Source organism: Paenibacillus glycanilyticus NBRC 16618 (genome assembly GCF_004000805.1).
Lineage (GTDB): Bacteria > Bacillota > Bacilli > Paenibacillales > Paenibacillaceae > Pristimantibacillus > Pristimantibacillus glycanilyticus.
Map to the genome: position 1 here is coordinate 65,688 of NZ_BILY01000001.1, position 12,221 is coordinate 77,908.

A 12,221-nucleotide genomic window follows, 5' to 3' on the forward strand; every position below is an offset into this window, starting at 1 on the left:
CCTATTCGACAGTTGGATAAGTATTCCTGCTTACTTAAAGAAAGAAAACTAAAGAGGAAGAGTAGGTTATACGATACTTCTGCAGCGTCAGAATTATTTTTGCTGTGCCCCATGCATCCGCTTATCTCGCAAGATTTCTTGTAATTAACTTCTTAACTATAGGACATGCCGACCCTGCTAGTTCGAGAAAACTTATTGAACTTCAAGGGAAGAGTAAGCTATAATGACAACAATATTCGCATTTTAGAAACACTGTTTCTATTATAGAAACACTAAGGAGGGGCATTGTGTTAAAAACGTTGGATAATTCACTCGAGCTATTGCATTATTTTACGAAGGAAACGCCCCAATGGGGCGTCCGGGAATTGGCGAAAGCAATGGGAATGAACCATTCCATCGTCTTCCGGATTATGGCAACCTTCGAGCAGCACGGGTTTCTTGTTCAGGACAAGGACTCGAAGAAGTATTCCTTGGGTATGAAATTTATGGAGTTTGGCGCTATCGTGAGAGATCAATTCCGTATTTCGGATGTCATTCTGCCCATTATGCAACAACTGTCGGCAGATACGGGGGAATCTATTTATTTAACTTGGCGGGACGGGCTGGAGGGCATCTGCGTGGAGATTGTGGAAAGCTCGCAAACGATCCGTTACGGCGTTACCGTAGGAAGTCGGTCTCCTCTTTATGCAGGCGCATCGAATAAGGTGATCCTAGCTTTTCTGCCGGAAGAAGAATTGGAATCTATACAGCTTCAGCCGTTTACGGACAAGACGATTACGTCCAAAGAAGATCTCATCCAGGATCTGGAGAAGATACGTGTCGCGGGATGGGCATATTCTGTAGGCGAATATACGGAATCGGTGTTTGCCTTGTCGCTGCCTTTATTTAATTCGTCCAAAGAGGTTGTTGCCTCCATAACGGTTGGTGGCCCGGACTTCCGAATGCCGCAACAGAAGGTGGAGCCAACTCTGCAGAAGTTAATCCGGGGACGAGACGAGATTCAAGCTCTTATCGGCAAACTTGCCGGAGCAGCATCCTTTCGTGGATTTATGTCCTGATCACATTATTCCAGACAACATAGGGGGAACATCATGAATTCCGAGCAAAGCAAAAAGCACCCTTCCGCGTTTGAACCGCTTACCTTATTGCTGACGGTTGTAACCGCTGTACTTGGTGCCATAATTGGCATGCAAATTATTGTGACTCTTGGGGTTACGCCTAGCACTTCCATTATTGGCGCTCTTGCCGCCATGCTTATTTCACGGATTCCCATTGCGATAATGAGAAAATACCGGTCAGTCCAACGGCAAAATCTCGTTCAGACCTCCATTTCTTCGGCAACCTTTGGCGCGGCCAACAGTCTGCTGATCCCAATCGGCATTCCGTTTGCCATGGGCAACACGGAGCTTGTGATTCCCATGCTGATTGGCGCTGGGCTCGCGATGCTTATCGATGCCACGCTGCTGTACAAGCTATTTGATTCCCGCATTTTTCCTGCGAGAGGAACCTGGGCGCCTGGCGTCGCTACGGCGGAATCCATTCTGGCCGGAGATAAAGGCGGCAAACGCGCAGGCTTGCTCGGTATCGGCACAGCTATAGGCTTAATCGGCTCCTACTTCGGCATTTCCATGTCCGCATTTGGCGTCGCCTTCATTGGCAATATCGCAGCTTTAACGATGTTTGGCATCGGACTACTCATCCGGCAATATTCCTTGCCATGGTTTAACTTCGATCTAAGCACAACCTACATCGGTCACGGCTTAATGATTGGCGCCGGTATTGTCGCTTTGGTGCAGGTCGCCTTCATGATGCTCCGAAAGCCCAAGAATCATGATTCCCAGGAGGAAGCCGAAACCGCGGAAACCTATACCCGTTCTACAAGCGAAACGAAACGCGTATTGGGAGCAGGTTTTGTCGCTTATCTTATTGTTGCCGTTATTATTGCCCTTGCAGGCGGTTTGTTGACGGATATGTCCGCAGGCATGCTGATCGGCTTTATTCTTTTTGCGGCTTTTGCCGCGTTCCTTCATGAGATGATTGTCGGCATAGCCGCTATGCATTCGGGCTGGTTCCCTGCTTTTGCCGTAGCGTTTATTACTCTATTAATCGGCATGCTGATCGGATTTCCGCCTACGGCTTTGGCATTGCTGGCCGGTTTCAGCGCAGCTACGGGACCTGCTTTTGCGGATATGGGATATGACCTTAAGACCGGCTATATCCTGCGGGGCAACGGTGAAGACAGAGAATACGAGCTTCAAGGCAGACGCCAGCAATATATAACCGGCATGATCGCTTTTGGCGTTTCTCTGATTACCGTGCTTATTACTTACAACAGCTATTTCTCGGATAATCTTTTCCCTCCGATCGATAAAGTGTACGCCTCGACAATTTCGGCGGGAGCATCGCCGCATGTGGCGCTCGAGCTGTTCTTATGGGCCATCCCCGGTGCCATCCTGCAGCTGATTGGCGGATCGAAGAAACAGATCGGCATCATGTTCGCAACCGGTTTGTTGATCACGTCTCCTTATGCCTGCTGGGCTGTTCTTGCCGGGATCGCGATCCGTTTAATTGTACTAAAGGCAAAAGGCAAACAAGCCGAAAGCACGATGAGCATTTTGGCTGCCGGTTTTATTGCAGGGGATGCACTATACAGCTTCTTTAACTCCGTATTTAAAATTAACAAATAAAACAAACGGGTGAGAATAATGGCTACCATACAACTAGATAAACAAACTGTGGAATATGCGGTCTATGGAGGTGCCGTGCTTGGCGGCGGAGGAGGCGGCTGGATCGAGCAAGGGCTTGAGGTGGGGCGTCTCGCCTTGGAGGCGGGAGATCCAAAGCTTATTACGGTAGACGAATTGCATGACGAGGATTTGCTCGTAACCGTGGCGTTGGTCGGAGCGCCGGCTGCCAAAGATAAGTATGTAAAGCCGATGCATTATGCGCGTGCGCTCGACATTGTTTCCCGTCTGGCGGGCAAGCCGATTCAAGGCTTGATCACCAACGAGAACGGCGCGGAAGCAACCGTAAACGGATGGTTTCAATCCGCTTTAACCGGGATTCCGGTCATTGATATCCCTTGCAACGGCCGGGCTCACCCAACGGGAATGATGGGAGCCATGAATTTGACCGAGCTGGGCGATTACGTGTCGCATCAAGGGGCGGTGGGCGGAAAAGGAAGCCGGTACATGGAAATCGGCGTCTCCGGCAAGCTTGAAAAATCCGCTTCGGTCGTACGGAACGCTTCCATTGAAGCCGGCGGAGTTGTGGCCGTTGCGCGTAATCCTGTGACCGTGGCTTACGCCAAGCAGAACGGATCTCCGGGAGCGATTCGTCAGGCCATAAACGTCGGACAAGCTTTACTCTCCCATAAAGGAGAATCGGCGATTGCTGCCGTAGTGAAAGAGCTTGGCGGCAGCATGGCCGTAACGGGGACGGTTACCGGGTTCCGCCTTGAAACCAAAGGCGGATTTGACGTCGGAATTCTGACAATTAACCAAAAAGTGGAATTAACCTTCTGGAACGAATACATGACCCTGGAAATAAACGGAGATCGCATAGCTTCCTTCCCGGATCTGATCATGACGCTGGACGCGATAACAGGCAGACCGGTTATCTCCGCAGCGGTAGAGATCGGACAGCAGCTGGCGGTTATAATCGTTCCTAAAGAAAAATTAATACTCAGCACAACGATGCAGAACGCAAAGCTGCTAAAGCCAATCGAAGAGATTATCGGCAAACCAATCTAATACTTTTCGCAAGCAAAACAACCGCTCCGTCATTACGGAAAGCGGTTGTTTTTGCTAGACAGCACTCTGTCTGTATCGGTGACCTACGGTTGCTCCTCCTTATCGACGATCACCCATGTACCGTGGTCAAGCTTGGTTTTGATCTTGATTGGAATTCTGGATGCCCCGTACATAGCGGCATGATCATCTTGACCAACGCCTTCGTACGTGTACTGAACCCATACTGTCCCTTTGGTAAAGGTATGAAAGACATGCCCCGTGCTTAATTGAACTTGAATGCGGTCATCGGGCTTTTGACTCGGGAAATCAACAAACTTCAAAAACTTGCCTCTAACCGTATCCGATACAGAGGACTTGTCTAACGTTATTCCGTTTTCCCCTTCCATATAGATCGAAGTTACGCTCTGTTTAACGCTTTGCAGGATCCAGACATAGAAACCGATATACATTGCTAACACGAGAATTAACGCAGCAATAAGCCGTGTCTTCCAGCTCTTTACGCTTATATTCATGACAAGCCCCCTCCCTTGCATTAAGGTCCCGTTCCAACACTCGAAACGATCCAGAACGGTCCAAACTTTTTTAAGTAAAATACGCTCAATCCCCCGCCGGTAACTCTGTCTGTGAAGTTGGTCACATCGTATAAATGCCCATATTGATGATCATAGCGATGTTTGTCGGTAATTTTAGACGTAAATACGCTTCCAAGATGGAAGCTGGTCAACATATACCTCCGGGTCGTTAACTGCGGGGACAAGAAGCTAATGATCCATAAGACTACTACAATAATTACAGCAAGCTTGACTATCGTTCTTCTCTGCAGCTGAATAATCGATCACCTCTAAATTCATCAATTCCATTATAAGGGATTAATTCTAGTTGTTAGACGATGGGAGCAGGCGAATAGTTTCGGTTTTAATCAAATGGATTAATCGTATAGCTTCAAAACGGCTTTTATTCGACCTAAGTCCAGTAAAAGTAGCGACAAATGTCGGAAGTGGATCGACACAGCTTTGGGTAATCTTGAGAAGCAGTTGTTAAACGTCCATATACCTATTAAAAAGGAGAAATTGATTGTGAATGAGTTGCAAAATGCGTTGTCTGAGGTTATTGAATCAGGCTCGCAAGCTAATCCTGCCTTGAGTGCTGTCATCCATAATTATGCGAAGTATCATGCGGTGCTCGTGATTGTTGGCGGACTATTGGTTATCCTCTTTGCATGGCTTAGCATCAGATTCTGGGCAAAATTTAAAAGAACCCCAATAGTAAGCAAATCCAAATGGAGCTTTGAGAAAAAGGTATACTTCTCTTTCGGAATAATGAGCTTGTTTATCACTTTATTAATGGCTTTGATAGTGGTGGCAAACGCGACGAATACCTTTTATCCGTTGCATGGCTTCTCCTTGTTTATTGATTCATTTGCAATCTCGGATGGAGGATCCTACAAGGATGAATGGCGTCATGCTTTTATAGAGTGGATAAGGTCAGGTAATGAAAGTATCCCCGCCATGATTCAGCAGAAAATAAATGCACGTATCGAGTTTCATGCAGCAAAAGCATTCGTTTGCGGGGCTTTGTTAATCATCTTTGTTGCACTTGGCCTATTCCTGTGGAACTCCTTAATAAAAAGGTCCAAAGCTATGGGTTCCAAGTGGAGATACATAGAAAAAACGTACTTTATATCCGGAATAGCCACGGTTGCTCTATCTCTATTATTGATGGTGATGGTTGTAGCAAATACGCAAGGAGCAATTGCACCCCTGACCGCCTTTTTAGTTGGTTTGTCCGGATAAGGTTGGAAAGCTTCGCATGGAAAAAGCACCGGTGGTATGGACGGGACTCCATACCACCGGTGCTTTTAATAAGTCCTTACCCATTCAAAGCATCTGCATACAAAAGCAAAGGCCTCATACTCTTGTTCTTTTACCCGGAAGTTAATATTCTCAAGCTGATCGGATGAAATATCCTGGATTTTGATATCCAAACGGAAAGCTCCCTGGAAGCTGCCTATTTTCAGATCTTTTACATCCTCAAACGTAATGATTAATTTGGGACCATCCTGGTCAAGCGGAAGCGAACTTAGCGTTATGATCAAATTGTCTGTCAACATCCCCGCTTCATGCTCGCAGCGAACCAGATTAAAGGATTGTATGTAGCAGAGCTTGTACTGTTTTTGATAGAAACTCTGTATTCGATCAGCCGTATGTTTCATCTTCGGACAGCCTCCTTATTATTAATATATACTCCTCCGCATAAATGAAAAGGACCATCTTCTAAGATGGCCCTCTAGTACTAGTAGGAAACAAAATAAGCGATTATTCTACAGCTATCGAGCATAATATAGTATTCGCCCTGGTCTCCTTTTTTTGGGGGTATGCGATAGTTAATTCGGTTTTTTCCAGCTGTCCTTGAGCGGTACAATCCGGTTAAACACCAAGAGATCATCCGTACGAAGTTTTGTGTCAACGGAGAAATACCCATGGCGCAGGAACTGGAATTTTCGCTCGGGCTCGGCATGCTTAACATGTGCTTCAATCAGAACTTCTTTTCGAACCAAGGATTCGGGATTTATTTTGGATGTCCAATCCTCGCCGTCCTTCGGCAGCTCCTCGTCCTGAAGCAATCTATCGTATAGGTTAACATCCGCCCGGATGCAATGCGCCGCAGAAACCCAATGAATCGTCCCTTTCACTTTACGCCCGGTAAAGCCTGAACCGCTCTTCGTAAGCGGATCGTAGGTGCATCGCAATTCCATGATTTCACCGGAAACAGGATCCTTAACAACCTCTTCGCATCGGATAAAATAAGCTCCCTTTAGCCTTACTTCCCCGCCTGGACGAAGCCGGTGATAACCTTTTGGCGGCTCCTCCATAAAATCTTCCCGCTCGATATAAATGGTTCCGGAGAATGGAACCTCTCGTTTACCCAGCGCTTCGTTTTCACCGTTATTTTCAATCAGCAGCCTTTCCTCCGACCCTTCCGGGTAGTTCGTGATAGTAACCTTTAACGGCTCCATAACAGCCATAACGCTTGCCGCTTTTTCCTTAAGGTCCTGCCGCACAAAATGATCCAGAAGCGAAATGTCTACGATGCTTTGATTACGGATACTCCCGATTTCTTTAATAAAATCATGGATGCTCTCCGGCGTATAACCCCGGCGTCTTAAGCCGCGAAGAGTAGGCAGTCTGGGATCATCCCATCCTTCCACGAAGCCGCCCTCTACCAGCTGTTTTAAGAACCGCTTGCTAGTGACTACTCCGGTTAAGCTAAGCCTTCCAAATTCTCTTTGCCGCGGAGGCTCAGCCATCTCCAGCTCGTTCAGGACCCATTCGTACAACGGCCGGTGATCCTTGAACTCAATCGAGCAAAGCGAGTAGGTGATCCCTTCAATCGCGTCTTGCATGGGATGCGCGAAATCGTACATCGGATAGATGCACCAGTCGCGTTTTGTCCGATAATGCTCGCCATAAAGGATACGGTAAAGAACCGGATCCCGCAGATTGATATTAGGGGATGCCATATCTATTTTCGCGCGCAATACTTTGGTGCCGGCCGGGAACGCTCCTTGTTTCATCTTTGCGAAAAGCTCCAGATTTTCCTCTGCCGAGCGTTCCCGGTAAGGACTGTTTCTTCCCGGCTCCGTTAAGGTTCCGCGGTACTCCGTTAATTCATCAGGCGTCAGATCGCATACGAATGCTTTGCCTTTCTTAATCAGGGTAATAGCGGCATTATAGATTTGCTCCGCATAATCGGAGCCGTAATAGATATGTTCTTTCGGATCTACGCCAAGCCACTTGATATCCTCGATGATCGCGTTAACGTATTCGATATCTTCCTTTAACGGATTGGTATCGTCGAACCGCAGATGAAAAGTGCCGCCGAAATGTTGCGCAATCATAACATTCGTAAGAATCGCGTAAGCACTCCCGATATGGAGATAACCGTTAGGCTCGGGAGGAAATCTCGTACGCATTTCCCTGCTGAACGGCTTCCGTTCAAGCTCTTCGCTAATAAGTCTAAACATGTGATGCTCCGCTAAATGTTCCTTGGAATTGTCCATTCCGAGTTCCTCCTAAAAAGAAATGTGAAACAAAAAAAACTCCACCCCCAAGACGTTAAGTCTTGGGGACGAAGTTCCGCGGTGCCACCCCAGTTTGTTAATATGTCGCCATATTAACCTCTTCGAGTACGGCATTGCATGCAATGGTTATACTCTAGCTCTGTAACGGGAGCTCCCGTCATGCCATCACCCGTAAGGATCCGTCATGCTGCTCAGAGGCTTGTTTCGGGGAATCGTCCTCCGCTCCTTCTCAGCTGCCGGAGCTCTCTGTTCGAGAACGTTATTCCCTTACTCTTCTCTTCATCGCGTTTTCCATAATTGTTTATTATAATACGAATAATTCCCTATTTTGTAAACGGCATTCCGTTTTTTATCCGGTTATACTCCTCCATCGTAATGGAAAGCATAAAGGATCCCAGACAAAAACTGACCTATCGTGCTTTTCGGAACGAGTGACTGATTAGCTGGACCGTTCCTTGTGTAATACTATATCGATACATAATCTTTAGGACGGGGTGATGAACATGCATGCAAATACAAATAACCGGGAAGCCATCGAGAAGGTAAGGGAACTGATCAAAGACATCAAAATCGCAATGCTGACAACGGTGTCCGAGGATGGCCTGGTGTCACGCCCGATGAAAACGCAGGATGTCGAATTTGACGGCAGCTTATGGTTTCTGACGAAGAAGGATACGGACAAATTTCATGAACTGCTTCGGAACAAGCAAGTGAACGTTGCTTATGCGGATAAATCCTTTGTCTCCATCCGCGGCGTGGCGGAGCTTGTGGTCAGCACCGACAAAATTAAAGAGTTTTGGAATAAAGCCTACGAGGAAATATTGGAGACGACCTATGACGATCCCAATCTTGTTCTAATCAAGGTGGATGCCGAAGCCGCCGAGTATTGGGATTCCGGCAATAAGTTCAAGATGGTGAAGTTCCTATTCAATCGGTTGATGGGGAAAAATACGGAAGGAACCAAGCTCAATCAAACGGTGGAAATGAATTAATACGGCCTCATGCTTAAGTCCGCTTCGGATTTCACACGAAGCAGCCTTGAAGCATGAGGTTTTTTCTTAACCGGTTATGCGAATATAAATCCAACTCGCGAGCCACAAGCCTAGAGGAAGAAGTACGCTAGCAACCGTTAGATTCGCAGTCAGCGGCTTCTTCCGGACAACGGAAAGGATCGTATCCGACAAGTAAAAGATAGCCGCCGCCAATAAGCTGACTTGATAAAAAATAAGTCCAAATACGCAATGAAACACGGCGGAGACCGTCAATTGAACCCAACGTCTTGGAGCAACAAACCGTGCAATGATCTCACTGAGGAGGGAAGTCATCGCTCCGTAAACGTAAATGACGGGACCGGCATACATCATATAGACGAACAGAACTCCAAAAGCCTCATGCAATCTCGCTCCTAAAGAAAGGTTATTATGGATGTGAAATAAATCCGGCTCCAATACGGCGAAAATAATGGTAAATAAGAAAGCGGTTATGCCGGCGCTTATGATTTTCCTCATGAATACTTGGCTCAAAGCTGGTTGCATCGTCCCTTCTCCCCTTTGCCTGCCCTTTGAAGCAGAATGAAATTACCAGCATCATACCGTAGGAGCAATGCGCAAGTAAGTCCTAACTTTTATAGGACCCGGCTCGAAAAAAATTTTTTCTGAAAAAATTTGTAACCCTTGTCGATTTGGTCATCCCTCGTTCGTTGTCTTCATAGAGGCTGAAGAAAACAGTCTAAACCAAGCGATGGAAGGATGTTATTCAAATGGCAAAACTTACGGCTTACATGATGTCAGAAGACGCGAAAGCACAGGCAGCTTTTTATGTTCAGGCACTCGGCGGGGAAATTTTGTCCGTGGTCACTCACGGTCAGCTTCCAGAGTCAAATGAAGAGCTGAAGGACAAGGTTGTGAATCTCAGCATGACGGCAGCAGGCATTACTTTTCTTATGTCGGACTCCGTGTTTGAGCCGCTCAGACAAGGGAATGCGATTAATCTAAGTCTGGAATATTCCAATGAAGCTGAAGCGCGTGATGCCTTTGATAAGCTTGCGGTAAACGGCCAAGTGATTTGTCCACTGGAGCCGGCTTTTTGGGGAGCTTTATTTGGACAAATCGAGGACAAATTCGGTATACGATGGATGATTACAACAACTGCGCCACAAGCTTAAAGTACATGAAAAAGGCCATCCCTTCTGCCTTGTGGGATGGCCTTTCCTTTTTAATCCTTATTTCGAGGAGGCGGCAAGGTAAGCCTTCACCTTGTGCACCGCTTCCGCTATCGTACCCGCTTCTATCTCCACTCTATCCTGCTTATACTGCATCATCGAATGCTCGTAACGGGGATCGTAATAATGCTCCAGCAGCAAACGGACTGCCTGCTCAAACCGGTCTTCCGTTAGAGCCTGCATGATCTGCGCAGCAATCGGTGTATGCATCCGCTTCTCGATCTGCTTAAACGCGGCAATCAATTCTTGCTTGTTCTCATACGGATTGTAGTCCTCCACGATATGGCGGACCCGCTCTTCCAGCGGCAGCCGGATAAAGAGCTGCATGCCGGCTTCTTTCTTGCCGATCAGGAATGGAGGAAGCACGGCTTTGCCGATCCGTTTGCTCTCCCCCTCCATCAGCACGTATGGAGCTTCCTGCAGCTTCATCAGATCCGTCACGAGCAAGGCCTCGAACGTCTTCTGTTTATTCGCCTTCTGCCCGACCTGACCAAAGATCGAACCTCGATGACCCGCCATGCCTTCCAGATCAAGAACAGGATACCCTTCCCCTTGAAGCTCGCGCAATATCGCCGTTTTACCGGTTCCCGTATGGCCCTGCAGCACAATCGCCTGCGGCTTGAGCTCGAGATGCTCGAGCGTATCCACAATCCATTTCCGGTAGGTTCGAAAACCTCCGGTCAGCCGGTAAGCCCGGATTCCCATCAGCGACAGCACCGTTGCCGTCGTCTTGCTTCGCATGCCGCCGCGCCAGCAGAATACGGCTTTGGAGTCTTTGATCTGCTCGAAGGATTTGATGAATGCCGGCAGCTTGGCCGAAAACAATTCAAGTCCCCGGTCCTTGGCGGCCTGGACGCTGACCTGCTTGTAGATCGTGCCTACTTCCGCCCGCTCCGAATCATCGAAGAGCGGAATATTCAAGCTGCCCGGAATGGTAGAATCGGCGTACTCCGAGGGAGAACGCACGTCAATCATAACGATTTCTTTTTTATCCCGTAATGCCAGCAATTCCTCTATGGTGATATCTTGAAACAAGTTAACCGCTCCTTATTCGATCAAGCTACAGTACGACAATACGTCCCGGATGGTCGGCAACCGTCTCTCCGATAATAGCCGCTTCCACGCCGGATTGCTTCAGCTTGCCCAGAAGCTCTTCCGCTTGGCTGCCTTCCACGGAGATAAGCAATCCTCCGGACGTTACCGCATCGCATAGAATCCATTGGCCGATCTGATCCAGCGTATCCGGGAAGGTAATCGAATCCTGCACATGGGCAAAATTGTTCTTGGTGCCACCGGGAACAAAACCTTCCTCGGCCAGTTCCCTAACGCGCGGCAGCACCGGCACTTCCTTCGCATGGATGCGGATTCCGACGCCGCTGCCTTTGGCCATTTCAAGCGAGTGGCCAATCAGGCCAAAACCGGTAACGTCCGTGCATGCATGCACATGATACGGCTCCATTGTTTCAGCCGCCGTTTTGTTCAATGCAGCCATCACATCCGTCACGCGCTGAACCTCTTCATCCGACAGCTTGTCTTTCTTGATGGAGGTCGTAAGAATGCCTACGCCAATCGGTTTGGTCAGAATAAGCTTGTCTCCAGGAACCGAACCCGCATTGGTTCTCACTTTGTCCGGGTGGATGAGGCCTGTAACGGCGAGACCAAACTTCGGCTCGTTATCGTCGATGGAATGGCCCCCAACGAGGGTAATGCCCGCTTCCTTCATCTTATCGCCCGCGCCGCGCAAAATATCCGCCAGTACTTGCTTGTCCAGCGTCTTGATCGGGAAAGCAACGATGTTCAGCGCGGTCAGCGGTCTGCCGCCCATGGCGTAAATATCGCTGATGGCGTTGGCAGCGGCTACCTGTCCGAATGAATACGGATCGTCAACGATGGGAGTAAAGAAGTCGACGGTTTGCACCAGCGCAAGATCGTCGCTTAATTTGTACACGCCTGCATCGTCGCTCGTATCGATGCCGACCAGAAGATTGGGATCGGGCACGGGTACTGGCAGGGAACGGATAACTTGCGACAGGTCGCCGGGACCAATCTTGCAGCCGCAGCCGCCTTTCGTGGAGTAGGAAGTCAGTTTGATTTTTTCAGTTTCAGGCATTGGCTCGTATCCTCTCTATATAAGAAATGTTTCATAAAGCTAAGCATATAGATTCAT

Annotated in this window: 13 protein-coding genes and 1 other annotated feature; of the genes, 6 read left to right on the forward strand and 7 right to left on the reverse strand. The window is 48.1% G+C overall.

All coding sequences use genetic code 11. From position 1 onward, the window contains the following. Positions 1–287: 287 nt before the first annotated feature. The 3 genes from PGL01S_RS00225 to PGL01S_RS00235 are packed head-to-tail and all read left to right on the forward strand — an operon-like array spanning position 288 to position 3,752. On the forward strand, positions 288–1,058 hold the full coding sequence (locus PGL01S_RS00225; protein WP_127490560.1) for an IclR family transcriptional regulator: 771 nt from the start codon (positions 288–290) through the stop codon (positions 1,056–1,058). A 33-nt stretch (positions 1,059–1,091) separates the two neighbouring features. After that, entirely contained in the window at positions 1,092–2,687 is a 1,596-nt protein-coding gene (locus PGL01S_RS00230; protein WP_127490561.1) for an OPT/YSL family transporter, read from the forward strand. A gap of 18 nt (positions 2,688–2,705) precedes the next feature. Beyond that, complete coding sequence (locus PGL01S_RS00235) at positions 2,706–3,752, forward strand: S-methyl thiohydantoin desulfurase domain-containing protein (protein ID WP_127490562.1); 1,047 nt, start codon at positions 2,706–2,708, stop codon at positions 3,750–3,752. Between the two features lie 83 nt (positions 3,753–3,835). On the opposite strand, the gene PGL01S_RS00240 is transcribed toward PGL01S_RS00235, so the two are convergent. Both PGL01S_RS00240 and PGL01S_RS31655 read right to left on the reverse strand, forming a co-directional pair. Next, on the reverse strand, positions 3,836–4,264 hold the full coding sequence (locus PGL01S_RS00240) for a hypothetical protein (RefSeq protein ID WP_127490563.1): 429 nt from the start codon (positions 4,262–4,264) through the stop codon (positions 3,836–3,838). Between the two features lie 20 nt (positions 4,265–4,284). Continuing rightward, positions 4,285–4,584 carry a YjcN family protein gene (locus PGL01S_RS31655; protein ID WP_507763291.1) on the reverse strand — a complete coding sequence of 100 codons (300 nt, stop codon included), beginning with the start codon at positions 4,582–4,584 and terminating at the stop codon, positions 4,285–4,287. A gap of 244 nt (positions 4,585–4,828) precedes the next feature. Here PGL01S_RS31655 and PGL01S_RS00245 point away from each other — a divergent pair, with 244 nt between their 5' ends. Beyond that, complete coding sequence (locus tag PGL01S_RS00245; protein ID WP_127490564.1) at positions 4,829–5,545, forward strand: hypothetical protein; 717 nt, start codon at positions 4,829–4,831, stop codon at positions 5,543–5,545. 65 nt (positions 5,546–5,610) lie between these two features. Here the strand turns inward: PGL01S_RS00245 and PGL01S_RS00250 are convergent, their stop codons facing one another. Next, entirely contained in the window at positions 5,611–5,964 is a 354-nt protein-coding gene (locus PGL01S_RS00250) for a PIM8 family immunity protein (protein ID WP_127490565.1), read from the reverse strand. 171 nt (positions 5,965–6,135) lie between these two features. Next, positions 6,136–7,812 (reverse strand): glutamine--tRNA ligase/YqeY domain fusion protein, encoded by a 1,677-nt coding sequence (locus PGL01S_RS00255; protein WP_127490566.1) that lies wholly within the window; start codon positions 7,810–7,812, stop codon positions 6,136–6,138. Positions 7,813–7,873: 61 nt separating this feature from the next. Then, positions 7,874–8,125, reverse strand: a binding site (T-box leader). Between the two features lie 205 nt (positions 8,126–8,330). Between PGL01S_RS00255 and PGL01S_RS00260 the strand changes: the two genes are divergently transcribed. After that, positions 8,331–8,825 (forward strand): pyridoxamine 5'-phosphate oxidase family protein, encoded by a 495-nt coding sequence (locus PGL01S_RS00260; RefSeq protein WP_127490567.1) that lies wholly within the window; start codon positions 8,331–8,333, stop codon positions 8,823–8,825. Positions 8,826–8,891: 66 nt separating this feature from the next. Here PGL01S_RS00260 and PGL01S_RS00265 read toward each other — a convergent pair whose 3' ends face one another. Further along, positions 8,892–9,368 (reverse strand): hypothetical protein, encoded by a 477-nt coding sequence (locus PGL01S_RS00265; protein ID WP_127490568.1) that lies wholly within the window; start codon positions 9,366–9,368, stop codon positions 8,892–8,894. Between the two features lie 224 nt (positions 9,369–9,592). On the opposite strand from PGL01S_RS00265, the gene PGL01S_RS00270 reads away from it, so the two are divergent. Beyond that, on the forward strand, positions 9,593–9,997 hold the full coding sequence (locus PGL01S_RS00270) for a VOC family protein (RefSeq protein WP_127490569.1): 405 nt from the start codon (positions 9,593–9,595) through the stop codon (positions 9,995–9,997). A 57-nt stretch (positions 9,998–10,054) separates the two neighbouring features. Here PGL01S_RS00270 and mnmH read toward each other — a convergent pair whose 3' ends face one another. Both mnmH and selD read right to left on the reverse strand, forming a co-directional pair. Next, on the reverse strand, positions 10,055–11,089 hold the full coding sequence (gene mnmH, locus PGL01S_RS00275) for a tRNA 2-selenouridine(34) synthase MnmH (protein WP_127490570.1): 1,035 nt from the start codon (positions 11,087–11,089) through the stop codon (positions 10,055–10,057). 25 nt (positions 11,090–11,114) lie between these two features. Next, a complete protein-coding gene (gene selD, locus PGL01S_RS00280) occupies positions 11,115–12,164 on the reverse strand; it encodes a selenide, water dikinase SelD (protein WP_127490571.1) in 1,050 nt (349 codons plus the stop codon). Positions 12,165–12,221 lie beyond the last annotated feature (57 nt).

Bases quoted from the DNA above. Each gene is read 5' to 3' on its own strand.
- PGL01S_RS00230 (WP_127490561.1), top strand. From the start codon at position 1,092: ATGAATTCCGAGCAAAGCAAAAAGCACCCTTCCGCGTTTGAACCGCTT.
- PGL01S_RS00240 (WP_127490563.1), bottom strand. From the start codon at position 4,264: ATGAATATAAGCGTAAAGAGCTGGAAGACACGGCTTATTGCTGCGTTA.
- PGL01S_RS00265 (WP_127490568.1), bottom strand. From the start codon at position 9,368: ATGCAACCAGCTTTGAGCCAAGTATTCATGAGGAAAATCATAAGCGCC.
- PGL01S_RS00270 (WP_127490569.1), top strand. From the start codon at position 9,593: ATGGCAAAACTTACGGCTTACATGATGTCAGAAGACGCGAAAGCACAG.
- selD (WP_127490571.1), bottom strand. From the start codon at position 12,164: ATGCCTGAAACTGAAAAAATCAAACTGACTTCCTACTCCACGAAAGGC.
- PGL01S_RS00255 (WP_127490566.1), bottom strand. From the start codon at position 7,812: ATGGACAATTCCAAGGAACATTTAGCGGAGCATCACATGTTTAGACTT.
- PGL01S_RS00250 (WP_127490565.1), bottom strand. From the start codon at position 5,964: ATGAAACATACGGCTGATCGAATACAGAGTTTCTATCAAAAACAGTAC.
- PGL01S_RS00260 (WP_127490567.1), top strand. From the start codon at position 8,331: ATGAACATGCATGCAAATACAAATAACCGGGAAGCCATCGAGAAGGTA.
- PGL01S_RS00235 (WP_127490562.1), top strand. From the start codon at position 2,706: ATGGCTACCATACAACTAGATAAACAAACTGTGGAATATGCGGTCTAT.